Here is a 17,771-nt window from a genome sequence, read left to right as displayed (position 1 = left end):
CCAGACCCAATAGCTGGATCAACGCGACCGGATCATCCCCACGATGTCGTAGGTCTGTTCGAGGATCGGCTGGGCAATCGCATTCGCGCGCTCCGCCCCGCGGCCCAGAATGCGATCAATCTCGTCCGGGGCTTCCATCAGCCGCGCCATTTCAAGCGAAATCGGGGCGAGCTTTTCGACCGCCAGTTCCGCGAGCATCGGTTTGAATTCGGCGAACTGCTTACCGCCGACGTCTGACAGCACGCTTTCCATCGTCGTTTCCGCAAGGGCCGCATAGATGTTGACGAGGTTGCGCGCCTCTGGCCGGCCTTCCAGCCCCTCGGCCTCGCTCGGCAGCGCATCGGGGTCGGTTTTCGCCTTGCGGATCTTCTTGGCGATGGTGTCTGCGTCGTCCGTCATGTTGATGCGGCTCATGTCCGACGGGTCGGATTTCGACATTTTCTTTGTCCCGTCGCGCAGGCTCATCACACGGGTCGCGACGCCTTCGATCACCGGTTCGGTGATCGGAAAGAAATCGACGCCGAAATCGTTGTTGAACTTCGCGGCAATGTCGCGGGTTAGCTCAAGATGTTGTTTCTGATCTTCACCCACCGGCACGTGTGTTGCGTGGTAGACCAGAATATCCGCTGCCATCAGGTTCGGATAGACGAACAACCCGGTTGAGGCGTTTTCGCGGTTCTTGCCAGCCTTGTCCTTGAACTGGGTCATCCGGTTCAGCCAACCCATGCGGGCGACGCAGTTAAAAATCCACGCAAGTTGCGTGTGGGCGGGCACCTGGCTTTGATTGAACAGGATGGACTTTTCGGGGTCGAGCCCGCTCGCGATATAACTTGCCGCCAGTTCACGGGTCGCGACGCGCAAGTCGGCCGGGTCTTGCCAGACGGTGATCGCGTGCAGATCAACGATGCAGTAGACCGTTTCGATGCCGCTGTTCTGCATCTCGACAAACCGCTTCACTGCCCCAAGGTAGTTACCAAGTTGCAGGTGGTTCGTCGGCTGGATGCCGGAAAAGACACGGGGTGTGTGGACCACCTCTGCCATGATGAATACTCCGTCTGGATTTATTGGTCCTGCTCGCTTACCCATGGCGGCAAGGGCCGTCAACAAAGGAAGCGACCATGAGCAGCGATCACAACGCCTCCCCGTTCAACACCTTACCGCCGGTGGTGGTGGCATTGGCGGTGGTGATTTTCGGGGTCGAGGTCATTCTGAACCTCGGCGCGCGCGGGATTTTCGGCGGGCAAGAGGCGGTCGGCTGGCGGCTGTGGGCCTTGCAGAACTACGCCGTGCCGGGCGCACTGCTTGAGGAGATGATCTCAAAATCCCTTTATGAGCCGCAATTCCTGATCCGCTATGTGACCTATAGCTTCATCCACTACACCTTCACCCACATGCTGTTCGTCGTCGTGTTCCTGCTGGCACTCGGCAAGATGGTGGGCGAGGTTTTCAAGGCTTCGGCGGTTCTGTTGGTGTTCTTCGGCGCGTCGATCGCCGGAGCGCTGGTCTACGGTCTGATGGGCGATACATCCGTGCTTACCGGGGGTTATCCCGCGGTGTTTGGACTAATAGGCGCGTTTACTTATCTGCTTTGGATCGACCTTGCCGCGAAAGGCGCGAACAAATACCGCGCGTTTTCGCTGATCGGGTTCCTGCTGTTCATCCGGCTGATCTTCGGCGTGCTGTTCGGGGCAAGCCTTGACTGGATCGCGGAACTCGTTGGTTTTGCCACCGGTTTCGGTCTGTCGTTTCTGGTCAGCCCCGGCGGTTGGGATCGCGTGTTGGTCAAGCTGCGTCAGCGCTGACGGCGCATCGCGTTGCGGAAATCCGACAGCCGGAATGCGCCGATCCAGTGGCCGATCAGTGCGTAGCTGATCATGCCAATGCCGATCAGGATCAGAAGCGCCAGATAGCGCCACCCGTCGATGCCGAACATTGGGCCGATCAACAGCATCGTCAGCACCAGCATCGCCCCCATCAGGGCCGAGGCGGCGACGATCCGCCACACGCGCCGCTTGAACCGCGCGTCGAACTGCGCGGCTTCGCCCATTTTTCGCGATCCGGCGCGCAGCAGCGCGAACATCACCCAACCTGCAATCGTCGTGGCAATCGCGGCTGAAATATAGCCGATCAGCGGCGCCAACCCGATGGCAATCACTGCGTTTACGATCATCGCAACCAAGGCGTAGTGAAACGGTGTCCGCGTGTTTTCCCTAGCGAAGTAAAGCGGCTGGAACACTTTTTGCAGCACAAAGGCGGGTAGGCCGAGGCCGTAAACCGCGACGGCAATCGCCGTTGCGTCGGTGTCCTGCGCGGTGAAGGCGCCCCGCTCGAAAAGAACGCCGACGACAGGCAGCGGCACCACGAATAGCGCAACGGCAGACGGCACCGTCAGCGCCAGTGCCATTTCCCCTGCGCGGCTGAAAGCGTGCTGGCCGGCCTCGGTATCGTCCGCTTGCAGGCGGCGCGACAGTTCCGGCAGCAGCACGATGCCAATCGCGATGCCCACAACCCCCAGCGGCAGTTGGTAAAGTCGGTCCGCGTTGTAAAGCCACGAAATCGCGCTGTCGAATTGGCTGGCGACCTGCCGTCCGACCAGCAGGTTGATCTGTACGACACCACCCGCCAACGCCGCGGGGGCGGCGATCACGGCAAGGCGTTTTAGTTCCGGCGTCCACCGGGGCCAGTGCGGCATGATCGAAAATCCGGCCCGTTTCGCGGCCCACCAGACCAGCGCCAATTGCCCGATCCCGGCAAATGGGACGGTCCAGATCAGCGTCCAGCCGATATCCCAGCCAAGCGCTCCGGCCAGCACGATTCCGGTGATGAACAACACATTCAGCAAGACTGGCGCCGCCGCCGCCGCCGCGAACCGCCCGGCAGAGTTCAGCACACCCGACAGCAGCGCCGCCAGCGAAATGAAGATGATGTAGGGAAAGGCCGCCCGGCCAAACGCGACGGCAAGGTCAAACTTTTCGGTCCCCGCAAAGCCCGCGACCTGTGCGTAGATCAGCCAAGGCATCGTGATTTGCGCGATGACCGTCAGGACAATCAGAATACCGGCCAGCGCTGACATCGCATCGCTGGCAAACCCTTCGGGATCGGTCCCGGCCTCAAGCCGTTTTGAGAACATGGGCACGAAGGCCATGTTGAATGCGCCCTCGGCGAAAAAGCGGCGAAACAGGTTTGGCAGGGTGAAGGCCGCGACAAAGGCTTGGTGCGCTACACCCGTGCCAAGATAGCCGGCAATCAGCACATCGCGCACGAAGCCAAGGATGCGGCTGGCGAGCGTCCAGAACCCGACCGTGAAGAACCCGCTGATCAGCCTCATTCCTGCGCGCGCTCCGCGCCTTCGCGGATCGCTTCACGCAGGCGTTTTTCCAGCGCTTTTTGCTTGGCTTCCGAATGAAACTTCAACCCGAACATATCCTTGACGTAAAAGGCATCGACCACCTGTTCGCCATAGGTCGCAATGACCGCCGACGCAATATAGACATTCGATGCGGCAAGGGCGCGGGTCAGGTCATAAAGCAGGCCGGGACGGTCGCGGGTGTCGACTTCGATAATCGTGTAAATCTCAGATCCTTCGTTGTCGAAGGTGATCGAGGTCGGCACGCGAAAGGCCCGTTCGCGTTTCTTCAGCTTGTCGCGCGATTTCAGCGCCTCGCGGGCGATGATCTGGCCTTTCAGCGTCTTTTCGATCATCTGGCGTAGACGCGGCAGGCGGTCGGCGTGGTAGGGGTGGCCTTCGGCGTCTTGCACCCAGAATACGGCGGTCGCGTAGCCATCCTTTGACGTGTAGGTGCGGGCATCGACGACATTCGCGCCAACAAGCGCCAACGCGCCAGAGAGACGGGAAAAGATGCCGGGATGATCCGACAGCGCAAAGCACGCGCGGGTTGCGTCGTGGTCGCGGTCGGGTTTCAGGTCGATGCGAATTTCGTCATCACCGATTCCATCAAGAAGCTCCGCAAACACCAGATGCTCGGCAAGCCGCAACCCCTGCCAGTAAGGTCCGTAGTGCCGCGTCGTTTCGTGGCGTAATGCCTTCTTGTCCCAGTCGGGCAGCGCTTCGCGCAGCGCTTTCTTGGCCTGCGTTTGGCGTGCGCCTGCGTTGACCGCCTCTAGGCCCGTTTCCAACGCCGTTGACGTGGCCGCGTATAGCCCGCGCAGCAGCATGGCTTTCCAGTTATTCCATGTATCCGGCCCGACCCCACGGATATCGCAGACGGTGAGCACCGTCAGCAGGTCCAGCCGCTTCTGTGTTTTCACTGCTTTTGCAAAGTCGCGCACGGTGCGCGGATCGCCAATATCACGCTTTTGCGCCATGTCGGACATCAGCAGGTGATAGCGGACCAGCCATTCGACGGTTTCGGCCTCTTCCTTCTTAAGCCCCAATCGGGGCGCAACTTTGCGGGCAATCTGCGCCCCGAGGACGGAATGATCCTCTGGCCGCCCCTTGCCGATGTCATGCAGCAGCAGTGCGATATAAAGCACCTTGCGATTGACGCCGCGTTTGAGGATGCCAGACGCGATTGGAAGCTCCTCAACCAGTTCATCCCGCTCAATCTGCGCGAGGTGAGAGATACACTGGATCGTATGTTCGTCGACGGTGTAGTGGTGATACATATTGAACTGCATCATCGCGACGATGGGCTCGAACTCCGGAATGAACGCCGACAGCACCCCAAGTTCGTTCATCCGCCGCAGCGCCCGTTCGGGGTTGCCGTGTTTCAACAGCAGGTCGGTGAAAATGCGGACGGCTTCCTTGTTTTGCCGCATCTCGTCGTCGATCAGGTCGAGATTGGCGGCGACCAGTCGCATCGCGTCGGGGTGGATCAGGTATCCGGTGCGCAGCGCCTCCTCAAACAGGCGCAGGAGGTTCAGCTTTTCCTTCAGAAAGTCGTCGTCATCCGCGATGGCAATGCGGTTTTCAACCAGTTTATAGCCGGACTTCAGCCGCTTGCGCCGCCTGAGGAATCGCATAATATCCGGCGCTTTCTTGACGTGGAGCGCTTCGAGCGAGGTCAGGAAAATCCGGGTCAGATCGCCAACGCTGGTCGCGTGTCTGAAATAGTCCTGCATGAAATGTTCGACCGCCCGCCGGCCAGCGCTGTCCTGATAGCCCATTCGCGCGGCAACCTCGACCTGCATGTCGAAGGTCAGTTGGTCCACCACGCGGCCGGTTATCAGATGCAGATGACAGCGGACGGCCCAAAGGAATCCCTCTGCCTCGGCAAAGCTGTCGTATTCGTCTTGGGTGAAAACTTCGAGGTCGACAAGGTCCGAACTTTTGCGCACGCGATGCAGGTATTTCGCGATCCAAAACAACGATTGTAGATCGCGCAGGCCGCCCTTGCCTTCCTTTACGTTTGGCTCAACCACATAGCGCTGGCCGCCCTGTTTTTCGTGGCGCTTGTCGCGTTCTTCAAGCTTCGCCTCGATGAACTCGGACGCGGTGTTGCGAAACAGATCTTTCCACAGCGCGTGGTTCAGATCGGCCGCCAGCGCCTCGTTCCCGGCGAGAAAGCGGTTTTCCAGCAGCGCGGTTCGGATCGTGTAATCCGCGCGGCCCAAAGTCACGCAATCATTGATCGTCCGGCTTGCGTGGCCGACCTTCAGGCGCAAATCCCATAGCATGTAGAGCATGCTTTCGATCACGCTCTCGGCCCAGGCGGTCATCTTGTAGGGGGTCAGGAACAGCAGATCGACATCGGATTGCGGCGCCATTTCGGCGCGTCCGTAGCCGCCGACGGCCAGCAGCGCCAGTCGCTCGCCCTCGGTCGGGGTGGGCAGGGGATGCAGGTGCATTGTCGCGACCCAGTGAATGATCCCGATCACGCTGTCGGTCAGATAGGTGATCGCCCGCGTCACGCCCCGCGCGTTAAAAGGGTCTTTGGCAAAGGCGTCGCATATCGCAGCCATGCCGGATTTGCGGGCCTCTCCCAATATCGTCACGGTTAGCGCCCGCTTTTCCCGGCTATCCTCTGCTTTGCTCAACCCGTCGATCAGGTCGACCATGACGATATCGTGGTCAAAGATAACCTCGACCGGGCAAATCAGACCCTCGGGGATCAGTAAGGGGCGCAGATGTGTCGCCGGATCAGAATCCGGCGCCACCAAAGCTTCTTGGGGCAGGGTCAATGACGATTACCTGATTGTCTCGGATCGTGGCGACAGCCAGACCGCGTTGGTTGGTGCCATCGCCGCGCAGCCGGAACACGCCGTTGACGCCAACAAAGCCCGACCCTTGGGTCAGGGCGGATGCGGTCAGCGCTTCAGAATTGCCCGCTTTGACCAGCGCACCGATGGCCGCGATGCCGTCATAGGCAAGGCCAGCGATCGGATGCGGCGCGCCGCCGTAGGCTGCGCTGTAGCGTTCGCGGAAGCGTGCGTTCAGAGCCGGATCAGGCACGGCGAACCAGCCGTTCTGAACACCGGGCAGAGAGATTGCGCTGGCCGGAATATCCCACCGACGCAGACCGATGAATTGGGCGGTGCCAGTGTCAATCCCGTTTTCAGGCAGCAGTTGCGTTAGCAGCGGCAGCGCACCATCGGTGCCTGAGGTGAAGAACACCGCGTTCGCACCAGAAGAACGAACCTCGCTCGCGATACCGGGGATCGCGTTGATGACGCCGTTCTGCGACATCTCGAATCCGCGCACGCCAGCGACCGTTCCGCCAGAGGAGCGCACGGCATTGACGACCGCGTCGCGCCCGATGGTTTCAGAGATGTCCTGACCATGCACGACGACAATACGCCCCTTGCCCTGACGCACCGCATAGGACGCAAGACGACCAGCGGAGTTCTGGAATGTATTGCCCAAAACAAAGACGTTTCCGCCGGCAATTTCCGTATTGTTTGAGAATGACAGCACGTTGACGTTGCGGTTTGCCACAGCGACGCCCGCTGCATTCGCGGCTTCGGCAAAGACCGGGCCCAGAATGATCTTCGCACCGTCATCAACGGCCTGTTGAGCGACCTGCGCGGCCAAGCCAGCCTGCCCACCAGTGCCGTAGACGCGCAGATCAATATCAACGCCGCCAAGATCGGCAATCGCCAGACGGGCTGCGTTTTCAAGACTTTGCGCCAGAACTGCGTCGCCTTGGTTCGCCGATCCGCGTGGCACGAGAAGCGCGACAGGAACCGGATTATTCGTATTGATCCTCGGGCCGGTATTGGCGCCTATTGGAACCGTGTCACAGGCGGCAAGCCAGATCAGCGACATAACGATGGCGATTTTGCCCAACGACTTGCGGGCGGAACTTAAAACAGCAAACATGGACAGACCTCATTCCCTCGGACGCATCAACTGCAAGCAGACGACGGGCAGGTTAAGCGCTCGGGCGCAAAGTGTAAACGATGCAGAAAGGGGCGCTGCGCGGTGAATTTCATTGAAAGGCCATTGTCCGCCGGTCTCTATTTCGTGGCGACACCGATTGGCACGGCGCGCGACATTACGTTGCGGGCGCTTGATGTGCTGGCCTCCGCCGATGTGATCGCCGCCGAAGACACCCGGACCGCACGAAAATTGATGGAGCTGCATGGCGTTCCGCTGGGCGACCGTCAGGTCATTGCCTATCACGACCACAACGGAAAAGAGGTGCGACCGCGCCTGATCGCGCTGATGGAATCGGGCAAATCGCTGGCTTATGCATCAGAGGCCGGAACGCCGCTGGTTGCGGACCCCGGATACGCCTTGGCGCGGGCGGCGATTGATGCGGGGTTGTCGGTCACGTCAGCGCCCGGACCGTCCGCCATGATCGCGGCGCTGACAATCGCAGGCCTGCCGACCGATCGGTTCTTTTTCGCCGGATTTCCCCCAAACGCCGCCGGCGCCCGGCAACGGTTTCTGGAGGAGGTGAGAGAGATTCCCGCGACGCTGTGTTTCTACGAATCTCCCAAGCGGCTGGTCGGTTTCCTTGAAACGGCCTCGAAAGTCTTTGGCCCACGCTCGGCTGCGGTTTGTCGGGAACTGACGAAGAAGTTTGAGGAGGTCGCGCGCGGAACGCTGCCGGAGTTGGTCGATGCGTTCGCAGACCGCTCGATCAAAGGCGAAATTGTGGTTTTGATCGACCGTGCGGGCGAGGCCGCCGCAGATGAAATGTCGATGGAAACAGCGCTTGAGGTCGCGATGCAAACCATGTCGGTGAAAGACGCCGCCGCGACAGTGGCCGAGGCGCTATCGCTGCCACGGCGCAAGGTTTATCAGGCGGCGCTGGCGATGGCAAAACCGGGATGAGCGGTGAAACCTCCTATCACGCGGGCCTCGCGGCGGAAGAAATCGTGCTGGGCCACTATCGCGACCGCGGCGCGGAACTGCGCGCAAAACGCTGGCGCGGCAAGGGCGGTGAGGTTGATCTGATCGTGGCGCTGGATGGCGTGCTGGTGTTCGTTGAGGTTAAGAAAAGCCGCAGTTTCGACCGTGCGGCTCTGCGCCTTGGCGAGCGACAGATGGCGCGGCTCTACGCGGCGGCATCGGAATTCATCGCGAGCGAACCCGCTGGCCAACTGACGGACATGCGGTTTGACGCAGCGCTCGTCAACGACGCCGGAGCGGTGCATATCATCGAAAATGCCTTCGGCCATTGAACCCGGCGATGGCATCGGCCATTTAGAGGCGATGTGACAAAGGACACGACGCCATGACCTTGAAAGTAGCGTTCCAGATGGACCCGATCGGCCCCATCGACATCGACGCGGACAGCACGTTTCGGATCGCGGAAGAGGCGCAGGCGCGGGGGCATGAACTGTTCTACTACACGCCCGACAAGATCGCTTATCAGGCGGGCCGGATCACCGCGCGCGGCTGGCCGCTTGAGGTGCGGCGTGAGAAGGGCAACCACTTTTCGCTGGGTGCGGAGCAGGAAATCAACCTCGCCGACTGGGATGTTGTCTGGCTACGCCAAGACCCGCCGTTCGACATGAACTATATCACGACGACGCATCTTTTGGATCGGATTCACCCCGATACGCTGGTGGTCAATGATCCATTCTGGGTGCGGAACTACCCGGAAAAGCTGCTGGTTCTGGATTTCCCCGATCTGACGCCGCCGACAACGATTGCGCGCGACCTCGACACAATCAAGGCGTTCAAGGAAGAGCATGGTGACATCATCCTGAAACCGCTTTACGGGAATGGCGGCGCGGGGGTGTTTCGGCTGGATCGGAACGACCGGAACCTCGGATCGCTCCACGAGTTGTTCACCGGCTTTTCGCGCGAACCGCTGATCGCCCAAAAATTCCTGCCCGACGTGTCGAACGGCGATAAGCGGATCATACTGATTGATGGTGAGGCTGTTGGCGCGATCAACCGCGTGCCTGCGAAGGGTGAAACCCGGTCGAACATGCACGTCGGCGGGCGGCCCGAGAAAATCGGCCTAAGCCCGCGGGATGAAGAGATTTGCGCCGCAATCGGCCCGCTTTTGCGCGAGAAGGGCCAGATATTCGTCGGTATCGACGTGATCGGCGACTATCTGACCGAGATCAACGTGACCTCCCCCACCGGTATTCAAGAGCTTGAGCGGTTCGACGGCATCAACGTCGCCGACAAGATCTGGAGCGCCATCGAAGGGCGGATCGGCTAAGGCTACTCTGCTGCAACAGCGACCGGAGTCAGCAAGCGATAGCTGACCGCCTCGGCGATATGGGGTTTCTGCACAGTCTCCGCGGCATCAAGGTCCGCAATCGTGCGCGCGACCCGCAGAACGCGGTGATAGGCACGGGCGGACAGGCCGAAGCGTTCTGCAATCTTCGCAAGCAGGGCGCGACCGTCGCTGTCGGGCATTGCGATATCTTCAAGAATTTGCCCTTCCGCGTCCGCATTGACGCGCATATCAGGCCTGTCCGCAAAGCGGGCTGTCTGAACCTGTCGGGCGGTCGCGATGCGGTCAGCTATGGAGGCTGAGGTTTCGCCGTTCGACGGCAGGTTAAGGTCGGAATAGGCGACAGGCGGCACTTCGATCCTCAGGTCAAAGCGGTCCATCAACGGGCCAGAAATGCGCCCGAGGTAGTCATCCCCGCAATTCGGCACCCGCGCGCAGGCGCGGGACGGGTCGCTGAGATATCCGCATTTGCAGGGGTTCGCGGCAGCGACCAGCAAAAACCGGCAGGGGTAGCGCACATGGGCGTTGGCGCGGGCGACGACAACCTCGCCGGTTTCAATCGGTTGACGCAGGGTTTCCAGAACGGCGCGAGGGTATTCGGGGAATTCGTCCATAAACAGCACCCCATTATGGGCGAGTGAGATTTCCCCCGGTTTCGCGCCGCGCCCGCCGCCGACAATGGCCGCCATCGACGCGGTGTGATGCGGTTCGCGGAACGGCCGATCGCGCGAAATACCCCCTTCGTCAAGCAGGCCCGAAAGCGAATGGATCATCGACGTTTCAAGCGCCTCCGCCGGGGTCAGCGGCGGCAGGATGCCGGGCATGCGCGCGGCGAGCATGGATTTGCCCGACCCCGGAGGACCGATCATAAGAACGTGGTGCCGCCCCGCCGCCGCAATTTCCAGCGCGCGCTTGGCCCGTTCCTGCCCTTTCACATCGCGGAAGTCGCGGGTCTTGGAATGCGCGTGAACTTCGCCCGGCGCGGCGATGGTCAGCGGTTTTTGCCCGGTGAAGTGTTGAAGAACCTCCGCCAAGGTCTTGGCGGCGAGGACTTTTGTCGCCCCGACCCACGCTGCCTCGGCGCCGCAGGCGTCGGGGCACAGCAGCGCTCGCCCGGACTCCGCCGCCGCCATCGCCGCGGGCAGCGCGCCCAGCACCTGCACCAGCGACCCGTCAAGCGACAGTTCCCCCAGCGCGACGGTTTCGGCCACATCCTCGGTCGGGATCATGTCAATTGCGGCCAGCAGCGACAGCGCGATGGGAAGGTCGAAATGCGATCCTTCCTTCGGCATGTCGGCGGGCGACAGGTTGACCGTGATCCGCTTTGACGGCAGCGCGATGGACAGGGCGGTCAGCGCGGCGCGCACACGCTCCTTCGCTTCGCTGACCGCTTTGTCGGGCAGGCCAACGATTGTGAACGCCGGAAGGCCGGGTGCAACTGAACATTGCACCTCAACCTCTTTCGCCTCGATCCCTTCAAAGGCGACCGTGTAAGCCCGTGCGACCATCGCTGCCCCGCCAACCGTAATACTGGTTAACGGATACGCAGTCATGGTTTAGGAATCGTAAATGGCCGGCCTTATGTAGGAAACGCACCAAGATCATAGTTGATTGAAACGGCTATGTGAATCATTTTTGAGGTATGAAAGAGTCTGTCTCAATGGAACGACTGAGTGAGGCCAGTATCGCCCGCGCCCTGTATTACGTCCGCGCTGAGATTGTGCGCGACGGTGCAGAAGGCCTCAATCACGTTGATGCCCTGCTTGCACTACGAGGGCATGACCCGAACGCCTATCGTGTTCCAGAGAAAATGCCGCGTCGGTTCAAGGGGCGGGCAAACCGTCGCAGAGCCGTTGTTAGCGCCCTGAGAGAGGGTCCAGCTACATCGCGGGAATTGTGCGCGAGAATAGCGCGTAAAGCGCCTGAACTGGACGCTGACGCGATCTATCCAAGCGTTGCGGGGTGCTTGTCCGAATTGAAGCGGGCGGGTGTGGCAACGCGCGGGAATGAGTGGCGTAGTCCGATGTGGCGAATGACTTAGCTAATGCAGACGCTTCTTCATGTGGCCGCTTGCGATTCCGGCTATCACACCACCTGTCACAATCGCTTGGATATTACCTACTTGTTCTTCAGGCAATCGTGGCCAACACGCAGGCGCTATCAGGTGATATAGCCAAGTTAACCCGACTGCGACGATTGCAGCCCAAACAATATATAGTGAAATAACGGCCAGAATCTCAAAATGGTTTCGAAACTTCTCAGTCCTGAGCGCCTCAGCTTTGCGAGCATCTTCTTCTAGCTCTTTCGCTGATCTGCCGCTCGAAAGCTGTTTAGCCTCTTGTGTTGCCTTACGGTCGAACGGCGTGTCCTTTTGAGCGGCTTCCTTTTCAGCCGAATGTTCTGGTATCTTTTTGTTTTCTTGCTGCTTTTCAGTCACCCAGCAAGTCTCGAATAGTGATCTTCAATCAGGTCGTTCGGGATAGTCAATCCGAAGCTATTAGGCTCGTATGTCAATTCCCACGGAGTATCTTTTGCGTGAGTCATTCTAGACAGAGCGGGGCCGCTGAGGTGACCATACTGGTCGTAAACTTGACGGACCAAATCGGCTTCATTCGAGTCCAGTGCTTCCCCGTGGGCGGGTGAAATGCCGGTAACTGGGCCGCTCCGGAAATTTCGCACTTGGTTATAGAGAATCGGAATGACCGGGCCATACTGCCACGCTTGGACTTCATCGCGTATCAATGGACGGTTGTATAACGCGAGCATCCACCCGTGCGCGATATAGACCAGCTTCAAAACCTGCATAGGGGTCAGGGACTCCCCCGCATCGCGGGCGAGCCTTACAAACTCGTTCGCTACAGTCTTGCTACTTTTCATGGTGCTGTTCTATGTCTCCTTAGTAGAACAAACATAGACCATTGGGTTTCCGGTTTCAATGCTCGACCGTTACGCTGCCCGCTGCCAATACCCTTTCCAGTTCCGGCTAACAGGCGCGTCCATCGCGTTTGAAACCAAGCGGTGTGCAAGTTCGCCGTTGTCGCTCCGGCGGTTGTCTTCCAACCATGCAGCGTGGTTCGCATACTGGTGCAGATATTGCGGGCTAACGTGGTGGTGCTGACCGACGACCATGCGGCGCAAGCGTGAGAAGTAGCTTTCCGCCATGTTGGTGTGCTTGCCGTGGTCGCTGTAGCACTCACTATGGTTCACGCGGTCTACGTTCCATGCGTTGTGCAGCATATCCCAATGGCTTGCTTCGTCGGCTGACATGGTTGCTAGGCGGTCTACATTCTCGTTCGCCAATGCAACGCCTTCGGACTCATTCATGGCGACGAAAGGTAGTGTGCGGCCTTCGCGTTCACGCAGCGCAACAACAACGCGGCGCTTGCCTGTTTGGTGTTCTTTCTTGCGGCGATCAACGCGGTTTTCTTTCACGTTGGCGGGGCGAACATGACCTCCGAAATACGCGCCATCGATTTCAATGTGCCCTTCCAGAACCTCGCCCGTGTGGATTTCTTCTGCCATTGCTTCGCGCAGCTTGTGGGCCAGCACGAAGGCCGTTTTGTATTGGCAGTCCAGATCACGGGAAAGCTGCACCATGGAAACGCCCTTGGAAGCGTTCACGATGATGCAGATCGCGGCCAGCAGGTCTACAAAGTCCATCTTGCGGCTGGCGAAGATCGTGCCGGACGTAACCGAAAACTGGTGCGCACAGCCCTTACACTTGAACTTGCGGCGTGTGGTGATGGTGTAGGTTTCGTGGTTGCCACAACGAGGGCAAACCGCTTCGCCATTGGTTTCAGGCCAGCGCATTTCGCAGAATGTCTGATACGCCGCATCTTCACCTGCCTTGTAGATCGAACGAAGGCTTAGGGTGCGGGATGCTGCTGAGAGAAGAAAGTGCTGTGCCATTTGTATCGTATCCATTACCTATGTAACAGATATAGTGCGTTGACGTATCACCTACAAGGGCATAAGTAATGAAAAAGATACTTTTAACGCTACGGGTGATACATGCCGACACAAAACGAATGGGAAGCGAAGGCCGCGAACCTCTTGAAGGCCGAGTTAAAACGAAAAGGAGTAACCTACTCCCAACTGGCTGAACTAATTGATGAAAAAGAGGTAAATATTCGCAACAAGCTGTCACGCGGCAAATTCAGCGCTGCTTTTCTTCTTCAATCTCTGGAGGCGATTGGTCAGACTGATCTTCGATTAAGCTAGGCTTTTCCAAGTCCGATAGCAGGTCCGCCGTTGGTAATGGTGAAATCCAGTTGAGCCAAGCAAGGTGCTGTATTCTCAGAGACTCCACCGGCTGAAAGAAGAGAGTTACACGGTGAAACGTGCACCCCCGGAATTTGCAGTTTCGGAACAGAATGCCGTTAAAAAATTGACGTTCGCCGGAGAGCGAAACAGCATCTACTAATCCTGGCTTTACATCATCAATCGAGTTATCGGCCTCAAAATACATATTGGATGGGCCAACAATTTCACAGTCCACAAAGGTCTTTCCGATAACTTGGGGATTCGAAGGCAAAACAAAATCATTCAAGTAGATTCGCTTCCCCTCGAAAACTCTGGCCAACGGGTCAACGCCGCCAGCCTCCTGCATGAACTTGGCGTCATAGCGCGAACGAACTGAACGCTGTTGCCCGGTGCCGTAAATAAATACGGCAACAGCGTAGATAATCAGGCCCGAAAAACCAGCGACAACCCACGATAACGGAGCGAAATCAGGTTGTGGAGTCCTATTCATCGCTCAGCCCTCGCGGGCTTGGTGCGTTTCCTACATAAGGCCGTAAATGGCCATAAATGCGGGCCACGCTGCCGGGTCGGCTACGGTCTTGTCGCGGCAGAAGGCATTGCAGAAGCCAAAAATACGCGCTTCGATCTCCATCAAATGAGTGACTGGCTTGCCGGAATAGGGGCAGGTTTCGTTCTCTGCCATGCCGCCATCAACTGCTTTTGCCGCGAGTGGCGGCGGGCCGGGCCAGTCTCGCGTCGCGTATTCACGCGCATACCATGGCAGGCTTTCACCCTGAATCAGCCCCATCGCCCGCCAGCGGCGGAAGGCGGGGTCGGAAAGATGTGCAGCGACGTAGGCTTTGGCCTGCTCGTTTACATCCAGCCCATACCCCGCGATCCGTGCGGCGACGGGGGCATAGAAGACATCCGCCGCGCAATAATCGCCGCAAAGCCACGGCCCGGACGGGGTGCAGGTGGTGCGTGCGTGGCCCCAAATCTCTTCCAATCTGCGGACGTCGGCGGTTACCGCCTCGGACGGCGCATAGCCGGAATAAGCGACGCGCAGGTTCATCGGGCAGTCTTCCCTAAGTGCTGCGAAGCCCGCGTGCATTTCTGCCGCGAGTGTTCGTGCCGTCGCGCGCGCCAATGGGTCGGTTGGCCATATCCCTGCGTCGGGGTGGCGAGATGCAAGCTCCTCCGCAATTGGCAACGAGTCCGAAACGCTCGCACCCTCTGGTGTGATCAGCGTCGGAACCGTTCGGGCTGGGGCAAAGTCGGCCATTTGTTCCCGCACGTCTCGGGTTTCAAAGTGGACGAAGCGGCTATTTACCGGGATGCCGAAGTTTTCAAACAGCAGCCAGCCGCGCAGGGACCAACTGGAATAGCTGCGGTCGCCGAGGATCAATTGATATGTCATGGCGCGACGCTACCGGAGGTTTCGCCGTGGCGATAACAATTTCTGGTGGGGGTTTCGATCACGGAAAGTGATTGATGTGCCGAACGTCCCAATCATCGTCGCGGCGGGACAGAACCGTGACACCAAGCGGGTCGATCTTATGCGCGAAAGCGTCGTAAGCGCTGATGCCAAGCGCCCGCTGAACTTGGGTCAGGATCGCGCCCATATGCGCCACCGCGATGACATGCGACGATCCGACATATGTATCGACGAAGCCGCTGACGCGGGCCACGATGTCATCCCAGCTTTCGCCATCGGGGGCCTTTTGCGCCCCCGGCTGATCCCAAAACGCGCGGAGCTGTTGGATTTCAGCCCCTTCAAACTCCTGAAATCGCCGCTCCTCCCACGCGCCGAAGTGTAGTTCCCGAAGCGCTGGACTATGAGGCAGGCGCGGGCGGTCGCACTGGATTGCATTCGCGGTTTCGACGGCGCGGATAAGGTCGGATGAGACGACAGGTGCGTCGGGCAAGAAAGATCGCAGGCGGGACAGTGCCCCGGTGTCCGACAGGTCAGCGGGCGCATCTGTCCAGCCGATCATGTCCTTGCGGTGCGTCGGGCCGTGCCGCACCCACCACCAGGTTGTCATTTGAAACCGTCCGGCAGGGTGCCTTTCAGGACCAAAGGCAGTCCGGCGATGGTTGTGACGACCAGATCGGACGCGCTGGCGATTTTCTGGTTGAACCTTCCCTGCGCCTCTCGGAACCGTCGGGCGAGCGCATTTTCCGGCACGATCCCGGCGCCGACCTCATTCGCGACGACAACGACGGGGGCGGCGCAGGTGGTGAGGGTGGCGAGAAGATGCGCCTCTTCCGCGACCAGATCGTGATCGGCTAACATGTGGTTCGTCAGCCAAAGTGTTGCGCAGTCAAACAGTACGACTTCGCCCGCCTTGACGCCCATCAGGGCGCTTGTCACGTCAAGCGGTTCTTCAACCGTGCGCCAGTCGGGGCCGCGTTGTTCGCGGTGTTTGCGGACTTTGTCGCGCATTTCGTCATCCAGCGTTTGCGCCGTCGCAATATAGACGCTGGGGCGTCCGGCGTGTTTCACCAAACGCTCCGCAAAGCTTGATTTACCCGAGGCGGCAGCACCGACGATAAGCGTGAGGGCAGGCAGCATGGTTGGCACCTTCGATATTGCGCTGTTGGTCCAGCCCTACCAAGCGGGATCGCCTCCGGGTAGGGGTATTCGCATCAATCCGCCGCTTGTCAGTCGGCGCGACGCCCCCTAAACCTGTGAAGGAGTGAGCGAAAGGCCCGAAAATGCTGGCAGGCAAACGCATTCTTCTAATCGTCGGTGGCGGGATCGCCGCCTTCAAGTCGCTTGACCTGATCCGCAGGCTTCGCGAAAGGGGCGCGTCTGTGACCCCCGTCCTAACCCGTGCGGCGGAGGAATTCGTGACCCCGCTGTCCGCATCTGCCCTTGCCGCGCAGAAGGTTTACCGCGACCTATTCGACCTCACCGACGAGGCCGAGATGGGGCATATCGAACTTAGTCGCTCTGCCGATCTAATCGTGGTTGCTCCGGCCACCGCTGATCTTATGGCAAAGATGGCCGCGGGGCTGGCGAATGACCTTGCCTCCACCGTTTTGATGGCGACGGACAAGCGCGTTCTGATCGCGCCGTCGATGAATGTCCGGATGTGGCAACACCCCGCGACCCGCCGCAATCGGCAAGTGCTTGAGGATGACGGCATCCTGACCGTCGGCCCGACGGAGGGCGACATGGCCTGCGGCGAATATGGGCCGGGCCGGATGGCCGAGGTGCCCGACATCGTCGCGGCGGTTGAGGATGCGCTGGCCAACGGGCCGTTGAAGGGCAAGCATGTGGTCGTGACGTCTGGCCCGACGCACGAACCAATTGACCCGGTGCGCTATATCGCCAACCGATCATCCGGCGCACAAGGCACAGCAATCGCCGGGGCGCTCGCCGCGCTTGGGGCGGAGGTGACCTTTATCACCGGCCCCGCAGATCGTGACCCGCCGCTTGGGGTACGCGTCGTGCGCATTCAAACGGCGGAAGAGATGCTGACAGCGGTCAATACGGCGCTGCCCGCCGATGCGGTCGTTTGCGCGGCTGCGGTTGCGGACTGGCGGATGGCGAAGGAAAGTGGGTCGAAGATCAAGAAAGACGGCAAGGGCCTGCCCGTGCTGGAATTTGCAGAGAACCCGGACATCCTTGCCACTGTCGCGGGCCTCAAGAAAGGGCGTCCAACGCTCGTCGTGGGGTTTGCGGCTGAAACGGATGATGTCATCGCGAACGCAACCGCCAAGCGGAAACGCAAGAGGTGCGATTGGATCGTGGCAAACGATGTGCGCCCGGAAACCGGGATTATGGGCGGGTCTGACAACGACGTCACGATCATCACCGCAGACGGGGCCGAGGATTGGCCGCGCATGACCAAGGATCAGGTCGCGGGTCGGCTCGCCGCGCGGATTGCAGAGACTCTCGGCTGACGAAACACCGCCTTTTCG

Annotated in this window: 18 protein-coding genes; 6 read left to right on the top strand and 12 right to left on the bottom strand. The window is 59.7% G+C overall.

Annotated elements, in window-relative coordinates; translation table 11 throughout:
• Window positions 1–18: 18 nt before the first annotated feature.
• Window positions 19–1,041: a tryptophan--tRNA ligase gene (gene trpS / locus ACEWPJ_RS12600; protein WP_416513448.1), complete on the bottom strand. Its 1,023-nt coding sequence runs from the start codon at window positions 1,039–1,041 to the stop codon at window positions 19–21.
• Between the two features lie 77 nt (window positions 1,042–1,118).
• Here trpS and ACEWPJ_RS12595 point away from each other — a divergent pair, with 77 nt between their 5' ends.
• Window positions 1,119–1,802, top strand: a complete 684-nt coding sequence (locus tag ACEWPJ_RS12595; RefSeq protein WP_416513447.1) for a rhomboid family intramembrane serine protease — start codon at window positions 1,119–1,121, stop codon at window positions 1,800–1,802.
• On the opposite strand, the gene murJ is transcribed toward ACEWPJ_RS12595, so the two are convergent.
• From murJ to ACEWPJ_RS12580, 3 genes are read right to left on the bottom strand one after another with little or no spacing between them, the layout of a single operon-like run.
• A complete protein-coding gene (gene murJ / locus ACEWPJ_RS12590; protein ID WP_416513446.1) occupies window positions 1,793–3,328 on the bottom strand; it encodes a murein biosynthesis integral membrane protein MurJ in 1,536 nt (511 codons plus the stop codon). The two genes, ACEWPJ_RS12595 and murJ, sit on opposite strands and share 10 nt — an antisense overlap.
• Entirely contained in the window at window positions 3,325–6,141 is a 2,817-nt protein-coding gene (locus ACEWPJ_RS12585) for a [protein-PII] uridylyltransferase (RefSeq protein ID WP_416513445.1), read from the bottom strand. The genes murJ and ACEWPJ_RS12585 overlap by 4 nt, the downstream gene beginning before the upstream one ends.
• Window positions 6,101–7,279 carry a penicillin-binding protein activator gene (locus ACEWPJ_RS12580; protein ID WP_416513444.1) on the bottom strand — a complete coding sequence of 393 codons (1,179 nt, stop codon included), beginning with the start codon at window positions 7,277–7,279 and terminating at the stop codon, window positions 6,101–6,103. Before ACEWPJ_RS12580 ends, ACEWPJ_RS12585 begins: the two co-directional genes overlap by 41 nt.
• Before the next feature lie 102 nt (window positions 7,280–7,381).
• Here ACEWPJ_RS12580 and rsmI point away from each other — a divergent pair, with 102 nt between their 5' ends.
• From rsmI to gshB, 3 genes are read left to right on the top strand one after another with little or no spacing between them, the layout of a single operon-like run.
• Window positions 7,382–8,239, top strand: coding sequence for a 16S rRNA (cytidine(1402)-2'-O)-methyltransferase (gene rsmI / locus ACEWPJ_RS12575; RefSeq protein WP_416513443.1), 858 nt, complete (start codon window positions 7,382–7,384; stop codon window positions 8,237–8,239).
• Window positions 8,236–8,589, top strand: a complete 354-nt coding sequence (locus ACEWPJ_RS12570) for a YraN family protein (protein ID WP_416513442.1) — start codon at window positions 8,236–8,238, stop codon at window positions 8,587–8,589. Before rsmI ends, ACEWPJ_RS12570 begins: the two co-directional genes overlap by 4 nt.
• Before the next feature lie 59 nt (window positions 8,590–8,648).
• Window positions 8,649–9,584 (top strand): glutathione synthase, encoded by a 936-nt coding sequence (gene gshB / locus ACEWPJ_RS12565; RefSeq protein WP_416513573.1) that lies wholly within the window; start codon window positions 8,649–8,651, stop codon window positions 9,582–9,584.
• A gap of 2 nt (window positions 9,585–9,586) precedes the next feature.
• On the opposite strand, the gene ACEWPJ_RS12560 is transcribed toward gshB, so the two are convergent.
• The 4 genes from ACEWPJ_RS12560 to ACEWPJ_RS12545 form a co-directional block, all read right to left on the bottom strand.
• The gene (locus ACEWPJ_RS12560; RefSeq protein ID WP_416513572.1) at window positions 9,587–11,110 is read right to left on the bottom strand and encodes a YifB family Mg chelatase-like AAA ATPase; all 1,524 of its coding nucleotides are present in this window, start codon (window positions 11,108–11,110) and stop codon (window positions 9,587–9,589) included.
• A gap of 533 nt (window positions 11,111–11,643) precedes the next feature.
• The gene (locus tag ACEWPJ_RS12555) at window positions 11,644–12,039 is read right to left on the bottom strand and encodes a hypothetical protein (protein ID WP_416513441.1); all 396 of its coding nucleotides are present in this window, start codon (window positions 12,037–12,039) and stop codon (window positions 11,644–11,646) included.
• Complete coding sequence (locus ACEWPJ_RS12550; RefSeq protein ID WP_416513440.1) at window positions 12,036–12,479, bottom strand: Panacea domain-containing protein; 444 nt, start codon at window positions 12,477–12,479, stop codon at window positions 12,036–12,038. Before ACEWPJ_RS12550 ends, ACEWPJ_RS12555 begins: the two co-directional genes overlap by 4 nt.
• Before the next feature lie 69 nt (window positions 12,480–12,548).
• On the bottom strand, window positions 12,549–13,511 hold the full coding sequence (locus ACEWPJ_RS12545) for an IS1595 family transposase (protein ID WP_416513439.1): 963 nt from the start codon (window positions 13,509–13,511) through the stop codon (window positions 12,549–12,551).
• Window positions 13,512–13,613: 102 nt separating this feature from the next.
• Here ACEWPJ_RS12545 and ACEWPJ_RS12540 point away from each other — a divergent pair, with 102 nt between their 5' ends.
• Window positions 13,614–13,823, top strand: coding sequence for a DUF6471 domain-containing protein (locus ACEWPJ_RS12540; protein WP_416513438.1), 210 nt, complete (start codon window positions 13,614–13,616; stop codon window positions 13,821–13,823).
• Here the strand turns inward: ACEWPJ_RS12540 and ACEWPJ_RS12535 are convergent.
• From ACEWPJ_RS12535 to cobU, 4 genes are read right to left on the bottom strand one after another with little or no spacing between them, the layout of a single operon-like run.
• Window positions 13,759–14,355, bottom strand: coding sequence for a hypothetical protein (locus tag ACEWPJ_RS12535; RefSeq protein ID WP_416513437.1), 597 nt, complete (start codon window positions 14,353–14,355; stop codon window positions 13,759–13,761). The genes ACEWPJ_RS12540 and ACEWPJ_RS12535 overlap by 65 nt on opposite strands.
• 30 nt (window positions 14,356–14,385) lie before the next feature.
• Window positions 14,386–15,261, bottom strand: coding sequence for a glutathione S-transferase (locus tag ACEWPJ_RS12530; RefSeq protein ID WP_416513436.1), 876 nt, complete (start codon window positions 15,259–15,261; stop codon window positions 14,386–14,388).
• 58 nt (window positions 15,262–15,319) lie between these two features.
• Window positions 15,320–15,886 (bottom strand): histidine phosphatase family protein, encoded by a 567-nt coding sequence (locus tag ACEWPJ_RS12525; protein ID WP_416513435.1) that lies wholly within the window; start codon window positions 15,884–15,886, stop codon window positions 15,320–15,322.
• Entirely contained in the window at window positions 15,883–16,416 is a 534-nt protein-coding gene (gene cobU / locus ACEWPJ_RS12520) for a bifunctional adenosylcobinamide kinase/adenosylcobinamide-phosphate guanylyltransferase (protein ID WP_416513434.1), read from the bottom strand. The genes ACEWPJ_RS12525 and cobU overlap by 4 nt, the downstream gene beginning before the upstream one ends.
• A gap of 143 nt (window positions 16,417–16,559) precedes the next feature.
• Here cobU and coaBC point away from each other — a divergent pair, with 143 nt between their 5' ends.
• Entirely contained in the window at window positions 16,560–17,753 is a 1,194-nt protein-coding gene (gene coaBC / locus ACEWPJ_RS12515) for a bifunctional phosphopantothenoylcysteine decarboxylase/phosphopantothenate--cysteine ligase CoaBC (protein WP_416513433.1), read from the top strand.
• Window positions 17,754–17,771: the final 18 nt, after the last annotated feature.

Origin of the sequence: Aliiroseovarius sp. YM-037 (assembly GCF_048060095.1) — a bacterium.
GTDB lineage: Bacteria > Pseudomonadota > Alphaproteobacteria > Rhodobacterales > Rhodobacteraceae > JBLUOA01.
The sequence above is the reverse complement of the archived record's forward strand: the minus strand, read 5'-3'. Positions and strand labels throughout refer to the sequence as shown.